Genomic DNA, 23890 nt, shown 5'->3' with positions numbered 1-23890 from the left:
GAAATCGGACATTCGATTTCCATGGAATTTGCGGGTCACGGACTGCGGATCACTGGCGGCGGAGGACCCAGCTTCGGACCAGGGCCGCGGTGGCGACCGCGAGGGCGACGGAGGCGAGCAGGACCGGGACCGCCACTCGCTCGGTGACCTCGGTCGGCAGCGCTTCGGCCTTGCCCGCCGCGCGGACCTCGTCCTGCTGCTCGCGCGCCTGCTGCTGCTCCTGCGCGTGCCTGGCCTGCTGGACGAGGTCGCCGATGTTAGGCGTCATGCCGGGCGCCTTGCCGTAGCTGCCCTGCGCCCAGGTCAGCGCTGATCCGCGCAGGTCGGGCGGCAGGACGCTCATCGCCGTCGGTGCTCCGCCCGGCTGCGGGAGCGCTGGGGCCGGTGGGGGCAGCTCCGGGCTGGGGGCGGGCGGCGGCGTCTGGTCCGGCGTCGGGTCCGGCGGCGGGGCGGGCTTCTCCGAGGACGGCGGCGGGGGCGGCGGTTCCTCGTGCTTCGGGACGCGCACGGTGACGGCGTTGCCGATGCTGACGAGGTTGGTGAAGTGCGTGCGCACCGAGTCGACCTTGTCCGCGGGCAGGCCGATCTCGGAGAGCTGCGATCCGGCGGCCTCGGCGATGTCCTTGCCCGAGTAGAAGGTGCTGCCCTCGGACGCGGTGCCGATCGGGATCGGGCTGAGCGCGGCGAAGCGCTCGGAGGCGTCCTTGGCGGGCCCGAAGGCCAGCGGCATGGCCAGCAGCACCGCTTCGCGGACCTTGAAGTCCAGGGTGCTGGGCGCGACGGCGATCGGCTGGCCGGCTTCGGCGTCGACGACGGCCAGCGCCTTGTCGACGACGAGGGTGTCCGCGGCCTGCGCGGTTCCGGCGCCGAGGAAGGTGCTGGCGGTCAGCGCGAGGCCGACGATTCCGGCGGACAGGCCGCGGTTGCGGACCTTCGGCTTCATCAGCGGATTCGGCCGCCCCCGTGCACCCATGGCTCGCCTCCCCAGACATTGCTGTTCGGTGATCACTCTGCCAAAGCTGAACCTCTCAGATGTGTACAACGTTTGAACACCACCATTGGTGACGGCTCGGTTCGGTTTTCACGTCGTGGGATTCGGGCGCCGCGAACGATGTCGGCGGGCGGCCTAGACTTCCGGATATGCGTATCGGCGCCCACGTCCGCGATGACGACCCGTTGACCGCTGCTGAGGAGCGCGGCGCGGAGGTCGTGCAGTTCTTCCTGTCCGACCCGCAGGGCTGGAAAGCACCGAAGCCGCACCCGCAGGCCGAGCAGCTGCGCGACAGCGACTTGGCGGTGTTCATCCACGCGCCTTACGTGATCAACGTGGCGTCGTTGAACAACCGGATCCGGATCCCGTCGCGCAAGGCGGTCGGCCAGCAGGCGAAGGCGGCGGCCGCGGTCGGCGCGCAGGGCCTGATCGTGCACGGCGGGCACGTGACCAAGGACGACGACCCGTCCGAGGGCTTCGCGAACTGGCGCAAGCTGTTCGAGCGGCAGGCCGCGGACGGCGGCTTCGAGGTCCCGGTGCTGATCGAGAACACCGCTGGCGGCGCCAACGCGATGGCGCGCAAGTTCGACGCGCTGGCCCGCTTGTGGGACGCCGTCGGCGAGTTCGGCGCGGGCTTCTGCCTGGACACCTGCCACGCGCACGCCGCGGGCGAGGAGCTGCTGGACGTCGTGGACCGGGTCAAGGCGATCACCGGCCGCATCGACCTGGTGCACCTGAACGATTCGCGGGACGAGTTCGGATCGTCGCGCGACCGGCACGCGAACATCGGCGCGGGCAACATCGATCCCGACCTGCTGGTCGCGGTCTGCGCCAGCGCCGGCGCCCCGGTGGTCGTCGAGACCCCGTCCGAGGGTCAGGCCGACGACATCGCTTTCCTGCGCGACAAGGTGCAGTGATCTGCTCCCGGTGGGGGAGCGTCGAACGGAGGGATCGCCGATCAGCAGGACGGCTCGCGGGCTGACGATCTCCGGTTTGGTGGCGCTGTGCGTGCTGACCGCGTTGTCGTTGGCGTTGGGGTACGCGAACAAGGCGCGCTGCACCGGTCCGGAGTTCGACGAGTGGGGGCGTTCGGAGCCCGCGTACCAGGAGCGGGCCTACGGCGACGTCTGCTACTCCGACATCCAGAACCTGTGGATCGGCCGGGACATCGATCGGCACGTGTTCCCGTACGTGCACGGCGGGATCGAGCCGGACGGGTCGCTGTACGGCGGGGTCGTCGAGTACCCGGTGCTGTCCGGGGTGTTGATGTGGGCGGGGGCGTTCTTCGTCGACACCGACGCCGGGTTCTTGGCCGCGTCGGCGTTGCTGATGGCTCCGTTCGGGCTCGCGACCGCGTGGTGGTTGGGCCGGTTGAGCGGCTGGCGGGCGTTGTTGTGGGCGTTGTCGCCGCCGTTGGTGCTCTACGCGTTCCACAACTGGGATCTGCCGGTCGTGGCGTGCGCGGTCGCAGCGGTTTTTCTGGTGCACCGGTGGACGTCGGTGTCGTTGCGGCGGCGCGCGACGGTGGCCGCGGTGGTTCTGGGGCTCGGGTTCGCGCTGAAGATCTACCCGGCGTTGTTCGTGCTGCCGTTGGCGCTGTACGTGCTGACCAGCGGCAAGGAGCGCTGGGACATGCGTGGTGCGCTGCAGGTCGTGGGCGCTTCGATCGCTACCGCGGTGGTGGTGAACGTGCCGTTCATGATCGCAGGGTTCGGCGGTTGGCTGGCGTCGTTCGAGTTCCAGTCGCGGCGGCAGGTCGACATCAGCACGAATTCGATCTGGTACTGGGGTTTTCGGGACTGGACGGGCTCCGCGGACTTCCAGTCGGCGATGGGCCTGGTCTCACCGCTGCTGATGCTGCTGTCGTTCGCCGTCGCGTGCGTGGTGGGTTGGCTGCGCTACGAGCGGTGCGGGACGTACCCGTGGATCCCGGTGTCGGCGGCGATGCTGGTCGGGTTCCTGCTGCTGCACAAGGTCCACTCGCCGCAGTACACGTTGTGGCTGCTGCCGTTCTTCGTGCTGGTGCGGGTGCGCTGGGGCTGGATCGCGGCGTACCTGGTGGCGGACCTGGCGATGGGGATCAGCATCTTCCGCTGGCTGTACCTGAACATGATGGGCGAGCCGAGCGGCATCCACGACGGTTTCACCGCGCAGGCGTTGATGATCGGCGTGTGGGGTCGGGCGGCGCTGCTGGTCGGGCTGTTCATCGTGTTCCTGAAGTCCCGATCCACTGTGGACTCGCCAGGTGATGAGCGCGTGCTGCCGGGACGTCCGGCCCCGCGACTTCAGGAGGCGTAGCGCGCGGCCAGCGCGGTCACGGCTTCGGTGACGGCGGCGCGGAGTTCGGCCGGTTCCAGGACTTCGGCTTCCACGCCGAGGCGGAGCACGTCGTGGACGGCGACAGCGGTCTTCTCCACCGGCAGATCGACTTCAACCCATCCGCGCTCGTCCGGCGGGCCGGCTTCGGCCAGGGCCCGGGCGCCCTTCGTGCCGAACTTTGCGGGCAGGAGGCGCTGCGCGACCGGCGAGAGCCGCAGCCGGGCCGTTCCGCGCACCATCGACTCCTCCATCCGGCGGGACGATTCCGCCCAGCTCGCGGCGAGGTCGAAACCCGTTGGGCGGGTGAAGGTCCCGGGCTCGGTCCGCACGTCCAGGAAGCGCGAGATCCGGTAGGTGCGGACGGCTTCACCGGCGCGGGCCACGAGGTACCAGATGCCGCCCTTGAGCACGATTCCCAGCGGGTGGAGTTCGCGGTGCACCTCGCTGCGCCAGCTGCGGTAGTGGGTGTGCAGGACGCGTTGTTCCCAGACCGCGCGGGCGATCTCGGCCAGGTGCGGCACTTCGTCGGCGTCCCGGAACCAGCCCGGTGCGTCGAGGTGGAAGCGGTCCTGGATGCGGCGAGCGCGTTCGGCCAGCTCGGCGGGCAGCGCGGCCTGCACCTTCAGCTGCGCGGTGGCCAGGACTGCGCCGAGGCCGAGGTCCTGGGCCGGGCCGGGAACGCCGGACAGGAACAGCGAGCCGGCTTCGGCGTCGGTGAGCCCGGTGAGGCGGGTGCGGTAGCCGTCGAGCAGGCGGTAGCCGCCGTCGGGGCCGCGATCAGCGCAGACCGGCACGCCCGCGGCGCCGAGGGCTTCGACGTCGCGGTAGACGGTGCGGACCGACACCTCGAGTTCGGCGGCCAGCTCGGGCGCGGTCATCCGGCCGCGGTTCTGCAGCAGCAGGAGCAGGGAGAGCAGGCGGTCGGCGCGCATGCCGGAAATTCTGCCGCGCGTACCTGACAGGAGGTGTCAGGTACGGCGTCGATGCTGGTGGCAGCACTGATCGAGAGGATTTCCATGCAGACCACCGGCAGCTTCACCGTGACCAGCTGGGACGAGGACGTCGTCGGCGACGAGCACCCGAAGCTCGCGCGCGCATCGGTCGCCTACGCCTTCTCCGGCGGGATCAGCGGCGAGACGACCTGCGCGTACGCCCTCGTCTACAACGCCGATCAGACCGGCGCGTTCAACGGCATGCAGCTGGTCCGCGGCACTGTCGACGGACGTGAGGGCGCGTTCGCCGTCCGGGAGCAAGGCCACTTCGGCACGGACGGGAAGATCCACAGCACCTTCGAGGTGGTGCCCGGTTCCGGCACCGGTGACCTGGCCGGACTCCGCGGCACCGGCACCTACACTGCCGTCCACGGCGAACCCGCGGTGCCCTACGCGTTCGACTACGAGCTGGCCTGAATGCGCACCAGGCGCGGCCCCGCAGCGGGGTCCGCGCCTGGTGGAGTTCCGTTCGCGCTGGTCCGGCCCCGTGAGTCTTTCGGGTTGCTATGGCAGCCCGAAAGACTCACGGACCGGGAGCGATCAGAAGACGGACTCGTCGAGCTCCATCAGCGAGTTGTCGGCCGCCTCGATGATCTTGCGGCGACCGGTCAGCTCCGGCAGCACGTTCTTCGCGAAGAAGTGCGCCGTCGCGATCTTGCCCTGGTAGAACGCCTGGTCCTTGGCGGAGGCACCGGCGTCCAGCGCGGCCAGGGCGATCTCGGCCTGGCGCAGCAGCAACCAGCCGATGAGCAGGTCACCCATGCTCATCAGGAACGTGACGGCGTGCTGGCCGACCTTGTAGATGTTCTTGACGTCCTCCTGCGAGGAGGTCAGGAACTCGATCATCGTGCCGAGCATGCCCTGCGCGTCCTGCAGCGCCCGGGCGACCAGCGCGCGCTCCTCCTTCAGCCGCTCGTCGGCGCCCTCGGCCTCCAGCGTCGCCTGGATCTCGGCGGCGACGTGGCCGATCGCGGCACCGTTGTTGCGGACGATCTTGCGGAAGAAGAAGTCCTGCGCCTGGATCGCGGTGGTGCCCTCGTAGAGGCTGTCGATCTTCGAGTCGCGGATGTACTGCTCGATCGGGTAGTCCTGCAGGAAGCCGGAGCCGCCCAGCGTCTGCAGCGACAGGGTCAGCATCTCGTAGGCCCGCTCCGAGCCGACGCCCTTGACGATCGGCAGCAGCAGGTCGTTGACCTGCTCAGCGGTGCTGAAGTCGCTGCCGTCGTGCTGGCCCTGGAAGACCTGGTCCTGGAAGCTGGCGGTGTAGAGGTACACCGAGCGCAGGCCTTCCGCGTAGGCCTTCTGCAGCATCAGGATGCGCCGCACGTCGGGGTGGTTGGTGATCGGGACGCGCGGGGCGGTCTTGTCGGTGGCGCGGGTCAGGTCCGCGCCCTGCACGCGCTCCTTGGCGTAGTCCAGGGCGTTGAGGTAGCCGGTGGACAGGGTGCCGATGGCCTTGGTGCCGACCATCATCCGCGCGTACTCGATGACCTGGAACATCTGCGCGATGCCGTCGTGCACCTCGCCGAGCAGCCAGCCCTTGGCCGGCGTGCCGTGCTGGCCGAAGGTCAGCTCGCAGGTCGCCGAGGCGTTCAGGCCCATCTTGTGCTCGACGTTGGTGACGAAGGCGCCGTTGCGCTCGCCCGGTTCACCGGTGGTGCTGTCGAAGTGGAACTTGGGCACCAGGAACAGGCTCAGGCCCTTGGTGCCGGGCTTGCTCTCCACGCCGGGGCCTTCGGGGCGGGCCAGCACCAGGTGCATGATGTTCTCGGTCATGTCCTGGTCGGCGGAGGTGATGAACCGCTTCACGCCGTCCAGGTGCCAGGAGCCGTCCTCCTGCTTGACGGCCTTGGTGCGGCCGGCGCCGACGTCCGAACCGGCGTCGGGCTCGGTGAGCACCATGGTGGCGCCCCAGCCGCGCTCGATCATCAGCTCGGCCCAGCGGCGCTGCTCTTCGGTGCCGTTGCGCCACAGGATCGTCGCGAAGTTCGGGCCCGCCATGTACATGTAGACCGCCGGGTTGGCGCCGAGGATGAGCTCGGCGGCCGACCAGATGACGCTCGGCGGGGTGCCGTAGCCGCCCAGCTCGTCCGGCAGGCTCAGCCGCCACCACTCACCGTCCATGACCTGCTGGTAGGACTTCTTGAAGGCCTCCGGCAGGGTCACCGAGTGGGTGGCCGGGTCGAACTGGGCCGGGCTGCGGTCGCCTTCGACGAAGGATTCGGCCAGGGGCCCGGTCGCGAGCTCGTTGAGCTCGGTGAGCACGCCTCGCACGGTGTCCTCATCGGACTGCTCGAAAGCGCCCTTGCCCAGCCGTTCCTGCACCTTGAACAGCTCGAACAGGTTGAACTCGAGGTCTCGTACGTTGCTCTTGTAGTGGCCCATGGAAAGGCTCCCTCTTGCACGCTGCTGCGGGTGGGCCCGGCTCGAGCCCTTACTCGTCGGTAACAAGAGGGTATTACCTGACAGTAACTTCTGCCAAGGCGGTCTTCGCTACACCACCCGAGCGGGCCAGCTGACCAGCCGGTTCCCCGCGAAACTCACCGCCGCGGCCGAGAGCAGCGGCTCATGATCGCACGGATCGCCCGCCCAGCGAAGAGGTCGACCGAGCGGCGCACCCGGGTGACCTCGACCGCACCCGGCAGAATCCGGCTTGACCCTCACGTCGCGTGAGGCCGCAGGCTCGTCCCCGAGGAGGTGAGGACCGTGCCCCACTCGGTAGGCGAAGCGGCTCGGCTCTCCGGCGTGACCGTGCGAACCCTGCACCACTACGACGAGATCGGACTGCTCACCCCGAGCGCCCGGACGGCCGCGGGCTACCGCAGCTACTCCGACGCGGACCTGGACCGGCTGCGCCGGATCCTCGGGTACCGGGCGATGGACCTCGGCCTCGACGAGATCGCGACCATCCTCGACGACGGCACCGACCGCGAACACCTGCGGCGGCAGCGCGAACTGCTGCTGGCGCGCATCGAGCGGCTGCAGCGGATGGTCGCGGCAGTGGACCGCGAACTGGAGGCGAGCACGATGGGAATCGACCTGACGCAGGAGGAGAAGTTCGAGCTGTTCGGCGACTTCGACCCCGACGACCACGCCGAGGAAGCCGAACAGCGCTGGGGCGCCACCGACGCGTACCGCCAGTCCCAGCAGCGGATGCGCTCCTTCACCAAGCAGGACTGGCAGCGCTTCACGGCCGAGCAGCGCGAGATCGAGCAGCGACTGGCGGAGGCCAAGCGGGCCGACGCGGCCCCGGACGGCGAGCAGGCGATGGACTTGGCCGAACAGCACCGCCAGCACATCACGCGCTGGTGCTACGACTGCACCTACGAGATCCACCGGGGCCTCGGCGACATGTACGTGGCGGACGAGCGCTTCACCGCGCACTACGAGCAGACCGAGCCCGGCCTGGCGGACTACATCCGCACGGCGATCCACGCCAACGCCGACCGCGCCGAGCATTAGCCCGTCCGGGACGTCCACCCAGCGGGGGAATTCGACGTCACCCGTACGGCCCAGCCGCCGCCGATCGCCGCTGGATACAGCACCGTCGCCCCGCACCGGGTGAGCGACATGGAATATGTCGCACGTTCGCGTGAGAGCCGGCGGACTCGCCCACTCGAAAGAGCAGTTCCGGCTCGTACACAACGCACGATCTGCCCGTCTTCACGATCGGACTACGGACGAGGTGGATCATGCGCCGAACCAACATCAAGTACGCCGCCGTGCTGGTCGCCTGCACGGCGGCACTGCTCTCCGGATGCGCAGGCGGGCAGGGAGGCGACGGGGACCAGGGCGGCGACGCGTCCTCGAGCGCGACCGCTCCGCCGAACGGCGAGGGCCAGAACGGCCAAGGGCAGGGCCAGGGCGAAGGCCAAGGCCAGGAGGGCCAGGGGCAAGGCCAGGAGGGCCAGGGGCAAGGCCAGGGCGAAGGCCAAGGCCAGGGTCAGGACGGCCAAGGCCAGGGTCAGGGCGATGGCCAGGGCAACGGTCAGGAGAACGGCCAGGGCGGCGACGCCGCAGCGGCGAAGACCAAGCTGCAGGGCGACCTCGAGTCGCTGACCAAGGAAACCCCGATCACCTTCAACCCGGACAGCCCCGACCTGACTGACCAGGGCAAGCAGGCCGTCACCAAGGCCGCCGAGATGATCAAGCAGGCCCCGCCGGAGCTGCGCTTCGAGGTCACCGGCCACACGGCGATGGCCAGCGGTTCCTCGCAGGACGGCCAGGAGCTGTCGAAGGCCCGCGCCCAGGCGGTCGCCGACCAGCTCGGCCAGGCTGGCGTCAGCGCCGACCGGCTCCAGGTCGTCGGCAACGGCGACGCCGAAGGCGACCCGAACAGCGCCCGCCGGGTCGACCTCGAGGTCATCTGACGCACCACCGCGAGCCGGCACGTCGAGAACCGACGCCCGCCCACGGCGCGCAGGCGCGAACCACCCGCCGCGCCGCAGATCCCACGGAAATCCCAGAGGTCGTGTGCATCCCCCGGCGTGTCGTACCCCGACACACCGGGGGATGTCCGACCTCGACGAAACCCCTCGGCGTGTCGGGATGCGACCCCACCGAGGTTCCGCCGCAGTTTCAATTGAAACTGCAGATCTCCCCCACGGCGAATCACAGTTTCAATTGAAACTGCGGTCCGCCGGTGTGTCCGCATCCCGACACGCCGACACCTGTGGACAAGTCGTCCTGGCTGTGGAGAACTTCCGCAAATTCAATGGAAATCGGACGTCGAAATTCCATTGAAATTGCGGGGAGGACACCGTGTGGACGGCGGAGTCCGGTGGGCGGTGGCCCGGTACCGTTCCCAGCACAGGTCGAGAACGTGCTGGAGGGGTCATGGGATCGGCTTTCCCCGCGGAGCTGCGCCGGGCGCGCAAGCCGCGGACGCTGCCTCCCCTGGACGTGCTCGCGGTGGTCGCCGCGGGCGGTGCGCTCGGCTCGCTGCTGCGCTACGGCGCCTACCTGACCTGGCCAGGACCCTTCTCCACGTTCCTGGTCAACGTGATCGGCTGCGTGGCCATCGGCGTGCTGATGTTCGTGATCACCGAGCTGGTCACCGCGCACCGCCTGGTCCGGCCGTTCCTCGGCGTCGGCGTGCTGGGCGGCTTCACGACGTTCTCCACCTACGTCGCAGACGCGGTGCACCTGGTGGCCGGGGGACAGCCCGCGTTCGCCCTGGTCTACCTGGCCGGGACGGTGCTGAGCTGCTTGCTCGCGGTCGCCGTCGGACTGCTCGCCGCGCGGTCGGCGGCCCGCGCGTTCGGGAGGGGATGATCGGTGGTGCGACTTCGAGGACAGGCCGTCCGGCTCACCGCGATCTTCGGTGAAACCGACACCTACCAGCACAAACCGCTCTACCACGAGATCGTGCGCCGGGCCAGGGAAGCCGGGTTGGCGGGGGCTTCGGTGTTCCGCGGCGTGGAGGGATTCGGGGCGTCCTCGGCGATCCACACCGCGCGGTTGCTGTCGTTGAGCGAGGACATGCCGATCGCGGTGGTGATCGTCGACGACGAGCAGCGGGTGCGCGACTTCCTGCCCGAGCTCGACGAGCTGGTCACCGAGGGGTTGGTGCTGCTCGACGAGGTCGAGGTGATCCGCTACGCCGGACGGGAGCAGCGGTGACCTTCGTGCTCGTCGCGATCGGCGGCGCGTTCGGCGCCTGCCTGCGCTTCCTCACCGACCGCTGGGTGCAGGCGCGCCACGACACCGGGTTCCCGTGGGGCACCCTGACGGCCAATTCGATCGGCTCGCTGGTCCTCGGGATCCTCACCGGCGCCGCGCTGTTCGGCCTGCAGCTCCCGGAGCTCCAGGCGTTGATCGGCGTCGGCTTCTGCGGCGCGCTGACCACGTTCAGCACCTTCGGCTACGAAAGCGTCCGGCTCCTCGCCGACGGCGCGCGGCTGTACGCGGTGCTCAACGTCCTCGGAACGGTCCTGGCCGGCATCGGCTCCGGCGTCCTCGGCGTGGTGCTGGCCGCCGCGTTCTGGGCTTGACAGGCCTGGTCGCGCTGCTCCTCCACTGCGGCGGCGGGAGAATCGGGGCACCCGTGAGAGGGGGTCCGATGAGCGACACCACGATCATCAAGGTGGACGGTTCGCACTCGCCACGCGGTTCCCAGGGGCAGTACTACCTCGCCGAAGGTGTCAGCCTGGCGATGCGGCTGTGGCGCGAGGAACCACCCGGTCTGGAGAAGGAAGCGGCCGCTCGGGACTACGAGACCGTCGGCTACGTGATCAGCGGCCGGGCCGAGCTGCACAGCGAAGGCCAGGTCGTGCTGCTGGAGCCCGGGGATTCGTGGATCATCCCGAAGGGCGCCAAGCACCACTACGAGATCATCGAGGAGTTCACCGCCGTGGAGGCCACTCACCCGCCGGCCCAGGTCCACGGCCGCGACGACAAACCCGCCTGACGGTCGAGACCACCGCGCCCGTACTGAGTCCCGGGGCCTGAGATATCGCGTTCCTGCTGTTCAGCGGCGTCGGCTTCGTCGCGGTCGGGGCGGCTCTCATCGGGTGACCGGGGTCTCTGCAGGCCTACACTCGGACACGCCAAATTGTTCAGGTGAGTGCGGGTGGTCTCGATGGCAACCCGGCGGGTGGGCAGGCTGCCCGACGAGCTGACGAGCTTCGTCGGGCGTCGCGGAGCGATCACGCAGGTCAAAAGGCTGCTGTCGACGTCCCGGCTGGTGACCGTCACCGGGGTCGCCGGGGTCGGCAAGTCCCGGTTGGCCACCCGCGTCGCGCGCGACCTGCGCCGCGCCTTCCCCGACGGCGTCTGGCTGGTGTCGCTCGCCGAGGTCCCGGCCACCCGCGATCTCGCGCAAGTGCTGGTCAGCGGCCTCGGTCTGCGCAGCTCACCACCCGATTCGGCCGAGGACCTGCTGGCCGAGCAGCTGGCCGACAAGCGGATGCTGATCATCCTGGACGGCTGCGAGCACCTGCTGGAGGCGTGCGGACCGCTGGTCGGCCAGCTGCTGGCGACCTCTCCTGAACTGCGCGTCCTGGTCACCTCGCGGGCCCCGCTGGCCATCGCCGGCGAGCAGGTGTGGCCGGTGCCGCCGCTGCTGATGCCGCGGCTGGATTCGCAGGACCGGGTCGTGCAGCGGGCTGTCGGCCACGAGGCGCTGGAGCTGTTCGCCGACCGGGCGTCCGCGGTGCTGCCGGACTTCTCCATCGGTCCCGACAACGAGGCCGAGGTGGTCCGGCTGTGCCAGCAGCTGGACGGGTTGCCGCTGGCGATCGAGCTGGCCGCGGTGTGGATGCGGTCGCTGTCGGTGTCGGAGATCCTGGCCCGGCTCAGCGACCGGTACCGGCTGCTGACCTGGGGCGATCGCAGCGCGGCGCCGCACCACCAGTCGCTGCGGGCGGCGATCGAGTGGAGCTACGACCTGTGCTCGCCGGTGGAGCAGGCGGTGTGGGCGCGGCTTTCGGTGTTCGCCGACGGCTTCGAGCTGGAGGCGGCCGAGGCGGTGTGCGTCGGGGACGGCGTCACCGTGGAGGACGTCTTCGTCGGAGTGGCCGGTCTGGTGGAGAAGTCGGTGCTGGTCAAGGAGGATCCGCCGGACGCGCGCACCCGCTACCGGCTGCTGCGGACGATCCAGGAGTACGGCCGGGAACGGCTCGGCGGCGGCACCAAGGAACTCGTGCTGCGCCGTCGCCACCGCGACCACTTCCTGCTGCTGGCCGAGCGCGTCGACGCCGAGTGGCTCGGGCCGGACCAGGTGGAGTGGCTGGCTCGGCTGCGGCTGGACCGGGCGAACCTGCGCAGCGCGATGGAGTTCTGCTGCACCGAGCCCGGCGAAACCGACGAAGCCCTGCGCATGGTGGCAGCGCTGCGGTTCTTCTGGCTGGCCAGCGGCGCTCTCCGCGAAGGCATCTCGTGGCTGGGCGAAGCCCTGCAGGTCTCCCCCGGGCCGAGTCCGCAGCGGGCCCGCGCCCTGCTGGTGAACGCGCTGGTCAGCGGCTGGCACGGGGATTCCGACGCGGCCTCGGACCTGCTGGCCGAGGCGCAGGGGATGGCCCACGAGGTGCGGGCCGATGCGGTGCTGCGACTGGTCCCGCAAACCGCTGGATTCATCGATCTGCTCCGAGGCCACCACGACTCCGCGATGGCCCGGTTCGCCGAGGCGCTCGAGGAGGAGGAAGTCCTGCGCCACGACGGGCTCGCGATGGTCAGCATGTCGTGCCTGGCGGTGCTGCAGATCTCCGACGGCGAGCTCCAGCGCGCGGTCGACCTGTGCGAGCGGTGCCTGGAGATCTGCGAGGAGCACGGCGAGCAGTGGGCGCGGTCGTGGTGCGAGCTGGTGCTGGGACTGGCCCGCTGGCGGCAGGGCGACCTCGACAACGCCGTCTCCCACCTGCACGAATGCCTGCGGATCAAGCAGCTCTTCGGCGATGTGCTCGGCGAGCTGCTGGCGGTCGAGATCGAGTCGTGGGTGGCGGCTGCGCAGGGCCGGGCGGCCCGGTCCGCGCAGCTGAGCGCGGCGGTGAACCGGTTGTGGCAACCGGTGGGCAGCTACCTGTTCGGGCTGCGCCCGTACGCGGTCTGGCACGCGGAAACCGAGGCGAAGATCCGGAACGCGCTGCCCACCGCGGAACTTCGCTCCGCGCGGAAGCGGGGCGCGGAGTCCACGCTGGACGAGCTGATCGAGTTCGCGCTGGGCGAGCGCCACGCGGCCCCGGCGGCGGATGCGCCGGTCCGGCTGACGCCGCGCGAACGCGAAGTGGCGCGGCTGGTGGCGCAGGGCTTGTCGAACCGCCAGATCGCCGAGCAGCTGGTGATCTCCAAGCGGACCTCGGACAGCCACCTCGAGCACATCATGTCCAAGCTCGGCGTCACCTCCCGCGCCCAGATCGCGGTCTGGGTCGCCGAACAACCATGACCCGAGCAGCCCTCACGTCCTCGGCGTGTCGTGCCCCGACACGCCGATGATCCGCAATTTCAATGGAAATCGGACGTCCGATTTCCATTGAAATTGCGGATCCACCGACGACGGCGGGTGGTTCTGGTGGGGCTCAGGCGGCGGCGAGGGGCGCGACTAGGCGGGCTCGGCGGGTGGCCGAGCAGACGACTTGGTGCGCCGGTACCGCGAGACCCATGCGCGGCGGATTGATCCAGCGCGGGTCGTTCAGCGGCGGGAGCGCGAGGCGGGTGCCGGCCGGGACTGCGGCGAGTTCGGGCAGGTCGGACGGCGGTTCGGGGTGCGGGGAGAGCTGGGTGAACAGCACCCAGTCCGCGCCGTCGGCGAGCACTGGACCGGCCTGCAGGTGCACGGCCAGCACGTGGTGCACGTGAGCGGCGAAGTCGGCGGGCGCGCGCAGTGCGCTGACGCGGTCGCCGACGAGGAGCGTGGATCGGTTGGTGCGCGGGTCGTGATCGACCCGCCATCCGGCTGCGTGGTACTCGGAATGGCTGGACATGTCGGTGTATTCGCGGGCCTTCGGGGATCGGGGGACGGGAAACGCGGAGCGGGGCTCAGCGAGGTGGGTGCGGCGGCTCCGTTGCCGCCTCGTCGGACGGGTGCCACCCACCTCGCTGAAAGGAGGCCGGACGGCAGACAGCTTGGGGCACTTGCCGTCGCCCGGTCGCCGATTCCTCCTCCCTGTTGCGGCTTCGCTGAGGCAGTCCGCCTCGTCGCTCCGGCCGGGTGGGCCGAACCGGGGCGGCGGAGTCTCCTCCGGGCTGCCGAGCAGGTACTTCGCGTTTGGTGCGCCGTTCTCCAGCGCAGCGAAAGCATGGACCAACGGCCCTGGCGCCCGAAGCGGGACAAGTACCGATGGGCATACCGACGCCCCACCAAATTCACCCGTTAGAGGGTCCCGACACGGGTGCAGAACCTTGCTTGCGCTACCCGGAAATGCTCCGCGGACTCCCTACTCTCGACGTGATCCGCACACCTGAGCGAAGAGGAGCACGCCATGCGCACCGTTTTCATCCACGGCGAGACCGACCGGTTCGAAGCCGCCCGCGCCGAGCTGATCGCGTTGTTCGACCACGACCACCCCGAGCTCGACGCCTGCCGGCTGGTCGACGATCTGCTGACCGACAAGTTCGCCAGGGACGGCTTGCTGGCCTGGTGGTCCGAGGAGGAACTAACCAGGTTCCTGGTGTCCGTGGTGCCGCGCCGGGCGGTGCTGGCGGACTGGTCGATCGTGCCGGACTTCCTGCACCAGTGGATCGACTTCCTCGCCTCGAACCACCTTCTGACCAGCCCGAATCCGGTTCCCGACCTGCATCGGGCGGTGGCGCGCGCCACGCCGGACTACCTGGCGGCGATGGCCGAACCGACCGAGTGGAGCTCGGAGAAGTTCTGGGCGATCGCGATGCGGGAGCTCGGCGTGAACGCTGGAGATCCTCGGGCCGCGGAGGAGTTCTCCGCTGCGGTGGAGGCCGACGAGGTCGACGTGGACCACGACGTGCTCGAGGAGATCGAGCGCCGCGAATCCTCGGAGCCGGGCGATCAACCCGCGCTGTGGCTGCCGCCCACCGAGCTCACGGCACCCGAACCGCACCGGGCGATCGCAGCGGAATCGCCGATCATGCAACGGATCCGCATCCTCCTGGACTGGGTCGGCGACTCCCGCGATCCGTCCGATGTGGACGATCTGGTGACGGCGCTGGGAGGCAGCGCGGAAGAGGCCGACCTGCTGCTGGAGTGGGCCGAGCGCACCGGCCTGCTGCGCCCCGTCGGCGACCTCCTGGTGCGCACCCAGATCGCCGATCCCCTGCTGTCCCAACCCGAACTGCTGTGGACCCGGCTGTGGCAGCGGTTCGTGCTGGTGGACGACGTCTTCCGGGATCGGCTGGAAGCGCTGGCCAACGGTGCCGATGCGCTGCCGGAGATCGTGCAGGCGACGTTGAGCGTGCTCTACGCGCGCACTGGCGCCGTGCCGCTCGAGCTGATCGTGACGATGACCTGCGAGCTGCTCGACGAGGACGAACCGGCAGCGCGCGAGGCAGTGCGCGACGTCGTGCGCCAGATGATCGCCCAGTGGCAGTCGATGCAGGCCGTCCGGACGCACGCCACCACTGATCCGGCGGAGATCGAGGTGCTGGACGCCGAAGTTCCCGACGCCGACCGCACGGTGGTCGAGCTGCTCCCGGCCGGCAAGTGGGCAGCGCGGGAATCGTTGCGCGCCTTCGGATTCCACGTGCCCTCGGTGGACGACCTGGTGTCCGCCCCGGCGGAACTGCTCGTCCTGGCCGCCGCCGACACCCCTCCGGACATCCAGCAGGTCCTGATCGAGCGGTGGATCGAGCACCGCGGCGCCCGGCAGGCGAGCGGCGAGCTGACAGCCTTGCTGCGCCTGGTCGACGACCCGACGGTCCGGCTGTCCGCGCTGGCAGTCCTTGAGCACACCGGCGCGGAGGGCGCGGCAGCGGCACGCGAGCTGGTCGACGATCAGGCGGCGGGCCCTGCGGTGCGAATGTGGTTGCAGTCCAAACAAAGCGCGGACGACGTGCTCCGCCCGGGCGATGAGCTGTCATGGGCGCTGGACGGCATGGCGGCGGCGCTGGACGAGGACTCCGACCTGTTCCTCACCGAGTTCGGCCGGCGCCCGGCGTCCGACCAGCTGTCCCTGATCACGGAAATCGCGAGCAGTCCGCACGCCAGCGCGACCGAAGTTCTCGAGGTCATCGCCGATCAACACCCGGAGGAGGCGATCGCCACCGCAGCCCGCGCCAGCCTCAGCGCCTAGGCCCCCGCGAACGGACCGTTCGCCTCGCACGAGAAGGAGAACGGTCCGTTCGCACCACCCGCACTCGGCGAACGGTGGCATCGTTTCAACTGGTCGGAGCCTTTCCCGGTGAGCTTGCTCATGTTCGTTTGTGCTGCTAAATGCTGATTGTTAGCATTGCAAACGAAATCATTTCCTGCTGGGAGAGGTGTCGGCCGATGAGCGCCGGGCATGACGTTCGGTTCCTCGACGTGTTCAAGGGGCAGCCGAAAGCGGTGTGGATCACCGCCTTCGCCGCCGTGATCGCCTTCATGGGCATCGGACTGGTCGACCCGATCCTGCTTTCGATCGCCGAGGCGCTGCGCGCCGGTCCCGAGCAGGTCACCCTGCTGTTCTCGTCCTACCTGGGCGTGCAGGTCGTGGCGATGCTGATCACCGGTGCCTTCAGCGCCCGCTTCGGCGCGAAGCGGACCGTGGTCACCGGGCTGGCGCTGATCGTGGTCGCGACGCTGGCGTGCGCGGCGGCCAACTCCATCGGCCAGCTCGTCGCCCTCCGCGCGGTGTGGGGTCTGGGCAACGCGTTCTTCATCGCCACAGCGCTGTCGGTGATCGTCGGCGCCGCCAGCGGCGGCCAGGCCGCCGCGATCATGCTCTACGAGGCGGCTCTCGGCATCGGCCTCTCCACCGGACCGCTGCTGGGCGCGCTGCTGGGCAACATCTCCTGGCGCGGACCGTTCGCCGGAACCGCGGCGCTGATGGCGATCGCGCTGATCCTCTCCGCCGGTTTCCTGCCGAAGGACGGTGCCCGCTCCGAGCGCCCCAAGGTCCGGCTGCTCGACCCGATCCGCGCGCTCGGCCACGGCGGCCTGCTGCGGACCGCGCTGGGCTCGGCCTTCTACACCGCCGCGTTCTTCATCGTGCTCGCCTGGGCGCCGTTCGTCCTGGAGTTCGGCGCGATCGCGGTCGGCCTGGTCTTCTTCGGCTGGGGCCTGTGCGTCGCGATGGCCGGCGTGTTCCTGGCGCCGCGGCTCGCGGCCCGCTTCGGGGAGGTCGGCGGCACCATCATCGCGGTGTTGATCTTCGCGGTCCTGCTCGGCGTCATGTCCATCGGTTCCAAGCCGGTCGTGGTCGTGGCGGTGATCCTCAGCGGCCTGGCCTCCGGCCTGCTCAACACCCTGTTCACCGGCACCGCGATGAGCATCAGCGACGCGCCGCGGCCGGTCGCCAGCGCGGGCTACAACTTCCTCCGCTGGCTCGGCGGCGCGGTCGCGGCCACCCTGGTCGGGCACGTCGCCACCTGGTTCGGCTCGAACCACGCCCCGTTCGCCGTCGGCGCGGTGCTGTGCGTGATCGCAGCCGGTCTGCTCTCCCTCGAGCTGCGGACCAAGGGCAACGAGCACGCGGTTCCCGCTGAGGCCGCGCTGGTCGGCGAAGAGTTCTGAACTGCTTGACGCGAACGGACCGTTTGCCTCATCTACCGAGGTGAACGGTCCGTTCGCTTTCTCCGCTCATTGATCCCGCCAGGGCAAGCGATTTGCGGGAATTCACCTGCTTTTCCCATATCTCTTGCTATTCGTTCACCTTGTCATACGCTCCAAGCCATTCTCGATCAGCTTGGAGGTATCGGTGGCACCACAGCCGGACGAACGTCGACTCCTGCCGCTGCTTTCCGCCGGCCGGGCCAAGCTCACCTGCCGGTACCGCTGCGGCGACCAGTGCTCCGAACACCCGCCGAACCCCACGGACAACCCGTACTTCGGGGATCTGCTGGCCACCGCGCTGAACCGGCGCGGCCTCCTGCGCGCGGGCGCAGTCGTCGCGGCTTCCGCCGCAGTGCTGCCGGGACTCAGCACCCGATCGGCCACCGCCGCCCCCGGCAACCCGCCGGGCCTGGACTTCACCCCGGTGCAGCCGAACAGCCAAGACGCGGTCGTCGTCCCGGACGGCTACCAGCACGACATCGTGATCCGCTGGGGCGATCCGATCCTGCCCGGCGCACCGGAATTCGACTTCGACAACCAGACTCCCGAAGCGCAAGAAGCGCAGTTCGGCTACAACAACGACTTCTGCGCGCTGCTGCCGCTCAAGGGCACGCAGCGGCTGATGGTGAACAACCACGAGTACACCACCGAGGAATTCCTGTTCCGGGGCTACGACCCGGAAAACCCCACCGAACAGCAGGTCCGGACCGCCTGGGCCGCGCACGGGTTGTCCGTGGTCGTGCTCGAAACCGGCGAGGGCGCGCCGAAACCCGTGCTGGACCCGCTCAACCGGCGGATCACCCTCAACACCGAGTTCGAGCTGCGCGGCCCGGCCGCCGGCAGCGACCTGCTGAAGACCCCGGTGGATCCGACCGGAACGCGCTCGTTCGGCACCATGAACAACTGCTCGGGCGGCGTGACCCCGTGGGGCACGATCCTCTCCGGCGAGGAGAACATCCACTTCTACTTCGCCAACGCCGACCAGGTCACCGACCCGGCCACCCAGGAGCGCCTGGCCCGCTACGGCATCAAGGGCGGCGCCAGCGAGCGGAAGTGGGAGCGCTTCGACTCCCGCTGGGACCTCGCGCAGCAGGTCAACGAGCCGAACCGGTTCGGCTGGATCATCGAGCTCGATCCGTACGACCCGGAGTCGACGCCGGTCAAGCACACCGCGCTCGGCCGCTTCAAGCACGAGGGCGCCAACATCCGCCTCGCCGACGACGGTCGCGCCGTCGCGTACATGGGCGACGACGAGAAGTTCGAGTACCTCTACCGCTTCGTCTCCGACGAGAAGGTGAAGCCCGGCAACAGCGCCCACGCCCGCCGCCACAACAAGGGGCTGCTGGACTCGGGAACCCTGTACGTCGCGAAGCTCACCGGCAACAGCCCCGACGAGATCGACGGTTCCGGCGAGCTCCCGGCCGACGGCCAGTTCGACGGCACCGGCGAGTGGATCCCGTTGGCGCACAACGACACCAGCTTCGTCGACGGGATGAGCGCCGAAGAGGTCTACGTCTTCACCAGGCTCGCCGCGGACAAGGCGGGCGCGACGAAGATGGACCGTCCCGAGGACGTCGAACCGCACCCGAAGACCGGTCGCGTCTACGCCGCGCTGACCAACAACTCCGACCGCGGCCCGGACGGCAAGGCCCCCGCCGACGAGCCCAACCCGCGCACGGCCAACAAGCACGGCCAGGTCCTGGAGCTCGACGACGACCCGGCGGGCACCCACTTCGCGTGGCGCCTGCTGCTGGTCTGCGGTGACCCGAACGACCCGGGAACCTACTTCGGCGGCTTCGACAAGTCCCAGGTCAGCCCGATCTCCTGCCCGGACAACGTGACCTTCGACAGCCACGGCCACCTCTGGATCAGCAGCGACTCCTCGGAAGCGCTGGGCGCCAACGACGGCCTCTACGCGGTTCCGCTGGAGGGCCCGCACCGCGGGCACGTGATGCAGTTCCTGTCCGTCCCGCGCGGAGCCGAGGCATGCGGACCGGTCGTCGAGGACGGCCTGGTCCTGGTCTCGGCCCAGCACCCCGGAGAGCTCGACGGGGCGAACGCGGACAACCCCGCCTCGCACTGGCCCGACGGCGGGGACTCCCAGCCCCGGCCCTCGGTCGTAGCCGTCTGGCGCTGACCCGCCGCTCGCGAAGGCACCTCCCGCCGACCTCGGCGGGAGGTGCCTTCCGCGTCTCGCCCGCTGATGAGCAGCACGGCCGAACTATCCTCGATACCCGCGGCCGAGGACTGCGATGTGCACCCGCGCGTCGCAACGCTCAGTGCGCTGACCTGCGGGTGGTCGGCCCGGCAGAGAGGCGAACGATGTCCCCTGACTGGTTGACCGCCGGCTTGACCTTCCCGCACGGGGACCTGGTGGAGCACTTGACCACCGCGACCGAACTCGTCCCGGAAGCACTGCGCAGCGACAGCGGGCAGACCGCTGAACTGGCCGGCTGCATCGCCGACGGCTACCACCACTTCTGGATGAACGCCCTGCACCTCATCGGGCACTGGGCGGACGAAGTGGGCCGCGACGGCGAGCTCCCGACCGAGTTCTGGGTCCGGGTGGCGCAAGCGGCGCAGGCCATGCAGTTCCCGGAGTTCGTCCCGTACTGCCTCGGCAAGGCCCAGCGCTTCCCGCACCAGGACGTGGGCGACCTGATGGCGGCGTTCAGCACCCTGCCGTCGGTCGTCGAGATCCCCCGGGAACTGCACCACGACTGCTACGAGGTCGCCGAACACCTCCGGGCCGATGACCCGGCAACGGTCGACATGCTCGAGTCGGTCGACCTGGACGCGCTGGCCGCCCATCTCCGCAACGGGGCGTACGACCGGCTCGGCGAGCCGCTGAGCGAATTGTTCTCGGACGCCTTCGACGACCTGTTCCAGCTGGTCACGAGCCCGTCCTTCCCGGCGGAGCACGCGAAGCACGCCTGGGCGGTGATCGGCCCGAACCCGTTCCGGGTGGTCCTCAGCGGCGGGATGTTCCCCACCACCGAGGCCCAGCCCTGGTGGCGAGCCCGCTGACCCGGTCAGGGGGCGCCGAAAAAAGTTCTGGGGTCCGTGTCGATCCGGGGGCGGCTCGTTCGACGCATGGGTGAAAGCACCCCGAGAGATCCCCTGAGAGGACATCGTCATGAGCGTCCAGACCGCCACCAAGCCCACCACCACCGTCGCCGCCTCCGCTGACCGCGCCCGGCCCGTTGTGCTCGGGTTGTTCCGGGTCGTGGTGGGGTTCTTGTTCCTCTGCCACGGCCTGCAGGGATTCGGCTTCTTCGGCGGCGTCGACGGCGCCGGCATGGCCATGCCGTTCGGGGAGTGGCCGGGATGGTGGGCCAGCCTGATCGAGGTCGTCGGCGCGCTGTGCGTGATCGCCGGATTCGGCACCCGCATCGCGGCGTTCCTGCTCTCCGGGGTGATGGCCTACGCCTACTTCGGCTACCACGCCCCGCTGGGCCTGCTCCCGCTGCACAACCAGGGCGAACTGGCAGCCCTGTACTCCTGGATCTTCCTGCTGATCGCCGCGTTCGGCCCCGGGGCCTTCGCCCTCGACAAGCTCCGCCGCTGACCTCGTGAGTGGCGATGGTCGCTCCGACCACCATCGCCGCTCACGACGTCAGCCCAGCTCCTTCCGCATCACTTGCTCCCTGGTCTCGCCGTCGGGCAGCAGTTCCCCGACTTCGTCCACGGCGACGAACCCGTTGCGGCGGTACAGGGCGATGGCGGATTCGTTGCCCGGGATGACCGCGAGCTTCAACGCCACAGCGCCAGCTCGCACCGCCCAAGCCTGAACGGCTTCCACCAGGTAGTCCCCGACACCGCTTCCGCGGGATTTCGGGCCGACCCAGACGGACCGGAGTTCCACGACACCGCCACGACCGGCGATTCCGCTGGCCATGCCAGCCGCTTCACCGTCGAGCAGGACGACGATGTTGTAGGTGTGCGGATCTTCCAGACGCGAACGCCACCGCTGCTCGCCGTCCTCCTCCCAGTCCTCCAGCCGGGATTTGAAGGCGTGCGGAGCCTCGGCGAGGGCGGCGAGCCGGACGTCCCGCCACAAGTCCCAGTCGGCCGGCGTGAGAACGCGCAAGCTCAGCATTTCGCCGAGCTTGCCACCAGCTCGTCGCGAACGGCTAGTTCCGGAGCAGCGGGAGCAGGACGGTGTCGACGATCTCAACGATCACCTCGTCCGGGATCGGGGTGCCGTTGAACAGGAACTGCTGGCGGAGCATCGCTTGCCCCACCTCGAGGCGGCGGGGCGGGATCGCCGTCGCGTCCAGCTCGCCGCGCTCGGCAGCCCTGCGGACGATCTCCTCCATCGTCAGCCGACCGCGCGACCGGGAGAGCTCCCGCAGCTGCCTCGCCGGATCATGGTCGGCCAGGACGTCGCTGAGCAGGCCTCGCATCGCCTCGCCCACCGGTCCCGACAGCACCTCTGCGCTGTGCCGCAGCACCGCGAGCAGGTCGCCGCGCAGGGTTCCGGTGTCCACCGAATCCGCCGGTTCCGGGGAGATGCTGTAGACCGCCGCCAGCACCAGTTCCCGGCGGCTCGGCCACCTGCGGTAGATCGACGCCTTGCCGGTCTTCGCGCGTTCCGCGACCCGCTCCACGGTCAGGCCCGCGTAGCCGACGTCCGCCAGTTCTGCCAGCGTCGCCGCGAAGATCGCCGCGGTGAGCTCGTCGCCTCGTCGGCGGGGGAGTTTGCGGTGGTCGGTGGTCATGATTCCTCGGAGTTCGCCGGGACGACTCGTCCGGTGTCCCCGTCGACGGTGATGGTCAGGCCGTCGGTGATCGTGCTCGTGCCGTCGGCCGTGCCCATCACCGCCGGGATGCCGTACTCGCGGGCCACGATCGCGGCGTGCGAGCCGGATCCGCCGGAGTCCACGACCACGGCCGCGGCGCGCTGGAACAGCGGTGTCCACGACGGGTTCGTGTACCGGCACACGAGCACGTCCCCGCTGTTCAGCCGGGAGAACTCGGCCGGTTCGCGGATGATCCGGGCCGGACCGGTGGCCCGGCCGCCGCTGGCCGGGGTTCCGGACACCAGCGCGTCACCGCGGTCTTCGCGCGGGAAGACCAGGTTCGGGTCGATGAGCCGGACGCCCGCCAGTTCCTCTCGGCGAGCCGACCGCGCCGCGACGAGTCCGCGCAGCCGCTCGCCAGCGGCCGGGTCCGCGAGCGCTTCCAGCTCCTCCAACCGCAGGTGGAAGACCTGCTCGGGATCGTCGAGCATCCCGGCGCCGACCAGTCGGCGGCCGATCTCCAGCAGCGACCGGCGCAGGATCGGCTGCGGCATCGTGAAGTAGAAGTGGCTGTCCTCCCGGAAGGCCACGCCGGCGCGGGCTCGCTGCACCAACCTGCGGATGCGGGGACTGCGCAGCTGCGCCAGCGCCCGGTCCTCGTGCCCGTCCGGACTCGGTTCTCCATCGGCCAGCACCTTGATCAGGCCGAGCACCGTTTCCGGGGATTCGCCCCAGCTCGGCGGCGTCACCAGCACCGGGGTTTCGGTCTCGCGGTGGCCGTACTCGGCCAGGAACGCCGTGAACTCCGCGTGGAACTCCGGAAAACCGGCCACCTTCGCCGGGTCGAGGTCGTCGACGGCCGCCTTCAGCGGCGGGTCGGCCCGAACCTGATCGGCCAGGGCCGCCAGCGCGCGGTTGGCATCGGCCGTGCGGGTCGGAGCACCTGCGATCAGGTCGCCCAGCAGCCCCTCCCGTCCAGTCAGCTTGAGCGCGATCAGCAGTCGCACCAGCGCCAACCCGGTCGCCGGGAGGTAGTCGATGCGCAGGTCGGCGACCGGCGACACCAGGCCCAGCGCTCGTCTCGGCACGCGGATCAGCTGCGACCACGGCAGCTTCGCCAGGTCGAGCGCGGCGAGCTCGCGGACGTCGGCCCGGAAGCGGATGAACCGCGGGTCCTCCGTCCATCGCGCCGGGTCGTAGCGCCGAGCGCGGTCGAACAGCTTGAACGGTGCCTGCAAGGCTCCGAGCGACAGGCGAGGGGAGGGCGGCACCAACCGGTCCACCACGCCGTCCACCTCCGGCAGGAAGCCGTCGTACGCGCCGCGGATCCCGTACGCACCGGTGACCGCGGCCATCATCCCCACCGGACCGTGCGGTACCCATGTCGACATGTCGATCGGGTAAGGCCGGTACGGGAGGTACTCGAGCAGCACCGAGCCGATCTTGCGCTGGCGCCGGTTCAGCTGCAGCGGCGGTGGCGGCAGCGCCGTCATCGGCCTGGCCTGCAGCAACAACACCCGGCCCGCGGCGTACGCCCACTCGATGTCCTGCGGGCGCCCGAAGTGCTCGGCGACCTGGGTGCCGAGCATCGCCAGCTCCGCTAGGACCCGATCCGGAAGCCGCTCGACGGCGGCGCCGGTCTGCTCGGCGACTCCGCCGCCCGCCACGCTCTTGATCACCACTTCGC

Annotated in this window: 22 protein-coding genes; 15 read left to right on the top strand and 7 right to left on the bottom strand. The window is 69.8% G+C overall.

From position 1 onward, the window contains the following. Positions 1 to 49 precede the first annotated feature (49 nt). Entirely contained in the window at positions 50 to 973 is a 924-nt protein-coding gene (locus OU415_RS33295; protein ID WP_270953509.1) for a hypothetical protein, read from the bottom strand. A 167-nt stretch (positions 974 to 1140) separates the two neighbouring features. Between OU415_RS33295 and OU415_RS33290 the strand changes: the two genes are divergently transcribed. Both OU415_RS33290 and OU415_RS33285 read left to right on the top strand, forming a co-directional pair. After that, positions 1141 to 1908: a deoxyribonuclease IV gene (locus OU415_RS33290; protein WP_270953508.1), complete on the top strand. Its 768-nt coding sequence runs from the start codon at positions 1141 to 1143 to the stop codon at positions 1906 to 1908. 10 nt (positions 1909 to 1918) lie between these two features. Continuing rightward, entirely contained in the window at positions 1919 to 3289 is a 1371-nt protein-coding gene (locus OU415_RS33285) for a glycosyltransferase family 87 protein (protein WP_408641961.1), read from the top strand. Here the strand turns inward: OU415_RS33285 and OU415_RS33280 are convergent. Then, the gene (locus OU415_RS33280; RefSeq protein WP_270953507.1) at positions 3277 to 4242 is read right to left on the bottom strand and encodes a helix-turn-helix transcriptional regulator; all 966 of its coding nucleotides are present in this window, start codon (positions 4240 to 4242) and stop codon (positions 3277 to 3279) included. The genes OU415_RS33285 and OU415_RS33280 overlap by 13 nt on opposite strands. Before the next feature lie 51 nt (positions 4243 to 4293). Here OU415_RS33280 and OU415_RS33275 point away from each other — a divergent pair, with 51 nt between their 5' ends. Then, positions 4294 to 4719, top strand: a complete 426-nt coding sequence (locus OU415_RS33275) for a DUF3224 domain-containing protein (protein ID WP_270953506.1) — start codon at positions 4294 to 4296, stop codon at positions 4717 to 4719. A gap of 123 nt (positions 4720 to 4842) precedes the next feature. Here the strand turns inward: OU415_RS33275 and OU415_RS33270 are convergent, their stop codons facing one another. Further along, complete coding sequence (locus tag OU415_RS33270) at positions 4843 to 6687, bottom strand: acyl-CoA dehydrogenase (RefSeq protein ID WP_270953505.1); 1845 nt, start codon at positions 6685 to 6687, stop codon at positions 4843 to 4845. 321 nt (positions 6688 to 7008) lie between these two features. Here OU415_RS33270 and OU415_RS33265 point away from each other — a divergent pair, with 321 nt between their 5' ends. The 7 genes from OU415_RS33265 (at position 7009) to OU415_RS33235 (ending at position 13183) form a co-directional block, all read left to right on the top strand. Next, positions 7009 to 7764: a MerR family transcriptional regulator gene (locus OU415_RS33265; RefSeq protein ID WP_270953504.1), complete on the top strand. Its 756-nt coding sequence runs from the start codon at positions 7009 to 7011 to the stop codon at positions 7762 to 7764. Positions 7765 to 7994: 230 nt separating this feature from the next. Further along, complete coding sequence (locus OU415_RS33260) at positions 7995 to 8672, top strand: OmpA family protein (protein WP_270953503.1); 678 nt, start codon at positions 7995 to 7997, stop codon at positions 8670 to 8672. Positions 8673 to 9138: 466 nt separating this feature from the next. After that, complete coding sequence (locus OU415_RS33255; RefSeq protein ID WP_270953502.1) at positions 9139 to 9576, top strand: fluoride efflux transporter FluC; 438 nt, start codon at positions 9139 to 9141, stop codon at positions 9574 to 9576. Positions 9577 to 9582: 6 nt separating this feature from the next. Further along, positions 9583 to 9924: a DUF190 domain-containing protein gene (locus tag OU415_RS33250; protein WP_211841224.1), complete on the top strand. Its 342-nt coding sequence runs from the start codon at positions 9583 to 9585 to the stop codon at positions 9922 to 9924. Then, positions 9921 to 10295, top strand: a complete 375-nt coding sequence (crcB, locus tag OU415_RS33245) for a fluoride efflux transporter CrcB (RefSeq protein WP_270953500.1) — start codon at positions 9921 to 9923, stop codon at positions 10293 to 10295. The genes OU415_RS33250 and crcB overlap by 4 nt, the downstream gene beginning before the upstream one ends. Before the next feature lie 68 nt (positions 10296 to 10363). Then, complete coding sequence (locus OU415_RS33240; RefSeq protein ID WP_270953499.1) at positions 10364 to 10711, top strand: cupin domain-containing protein; 348 nt, start codon at positions 10364 to 10366, stop codon at positions 10709 to 10711. A gap of 171 nt (positions 10712 to 10882) precedes the next feature. Continuing rightward, positions 10883 to 13183, top strand: a complete 2301-nt coding sequence (locus OU415_RS33235) for a LuxR C-terminal-related transcriptional regulator (RefSeq protein WP_270953497.1) — start codon at positions 10883 to 10885, stop codon at positions 13181 to 13183. Between the two features lie 133 nt (positions 13184 to 13316). Here the strand turns inward: OU415_RS33235 and OU415_RS33230 are convergent, their stop codons facing one another. Next, positions 13317 to 13721 (bottom strand): hypothetical protein, encoded by a 405-nt coding sequence (locus OU415_RS33230; RefSeq protein WP_270953496.1) that lies wholly within the window; start codon positions 13719 to 13721, stop codon positions 13317 to 13319. A 498-nt stretch (positions 13722 to 14219) separates the two neighbouring features. On the opposite strand from OU415_RS33230, the gene OU415_RS33225 reads away from it, so the two are divergent. The 5 genes from OU415_RS33225 (at position 14220) to OU415_RS33205 (ending at position 21029) form a co-directional block, all read left to right on the top strand. Continuing rightward, positions 14220 to 16001, top strand: coding sequence for a hypothetical protein (locus OU415_RS33225; protein WP_270953495.1), 1782 nt, complete (start codon positions 14220 to 14222; stop codon positions 15999 to 16001). A 197-nt stretch (positions 16002 to 16198) separates the two neighbouring features. After that, on the top strand, positions 16199 to 17422 hold the full coding sequence (locus tag OU415_RS33220) for an MFS transporter (protein ID WP_270953494.1): 1224 nt from the start codon (positions 16199 to 16201) through the stop codon (positions 17420 to 17422). Between the two features lie 184 nt (positions 17423 to 17606). Further along, positions 17607 to 19598 (top strand): PhoX family protein, encoded by a 1992-nt coding sequence (locus OU415_RS33215; RefSeq protein ID WP_270953492.1) that lies wholly within the window; start codon positions 17607 to 17609, stop codon positions 19596 to 19598. Between the two features lie 185 nt (positions 19599 to 19783). Next, the gene (locus OU415_RS33210) at positions 19784 to 20488 is read left to right on the top strand and encodes a hypothetical protein (protein ID WP_270953490.1); all 705 of its coding nucleotides are present in this window, start codon (positions 19784 to 19786) and stop codon (positions 20486 to 20488) included. A 109-nt stretch (positions 20489 to 20597) separates the two neighbouring features. Continuing rightward, entirely contained in the window at positions 20598 to 21029 is a 432-nt protein-coding gene (locus OU415_RS33205; protein ID WP_270953489.1) for a DoxX family protein, read from the top strand. Positions 21030 to 21077: 48 nt separating this feature from the next. Here OU415_RS33205 and OU415_RS33200 read toward each other — a convergent pair whose 3' ends face one another. The 3 genes from OU415_RS33200 to OU415_RS33190 form a co-directional block, all read right to left on the bottom strand. Beyond that, positions 21078 to 21560: a GNAT family N-acetyltransferase gene (locus OU415_RS33200; protein WP_270953487.1), complete on the bottom strand. Its 483-nt coding sequence runs from the start codon at positions 21558 to 21560 to the stop codon at positions 21078 to 21080. Positions 21561 to 21594: 34 nt separating this feature from the next. After that, positions 21595 to 22182, bottom strand: a complete 588-nt coding sequence (locus OU415_RS33195; RefSeq protein ID WP_270953485.1) for a TetR/AcrR family transcriptional regulator — start codon at positions 22180 to 22182, stop codon at positions 21595 to 21597. Then, a partial coding sequence (locus tag OU415_RS33190; RefSeq protein ID WP_270953483.1) for a PEP-utilizing enzyme occupies positions 22179 to 23890 on the bottom strand: 1712 nt, incomplete at its 5' end. The genes OU415_RS33195 and OU415_RS33190, both read right to left, overlap by 4 nt.

The organism is Saccharopolyspora oryzae (genome assembly GCF_027853915.1).
Taxonomy (GTDB): domain Bacteria; phylum Actinomycetota; class Actinomycetes; order Mycobacteriales; family Pseudonocardiaceae; genus Saccharopolyspora; species Saccharopolyspora oryzae.
Note: the sequence above shows the minus strand (reverse complement) of the source record. Positions and strands in the feature narration are given on the sequence as shown.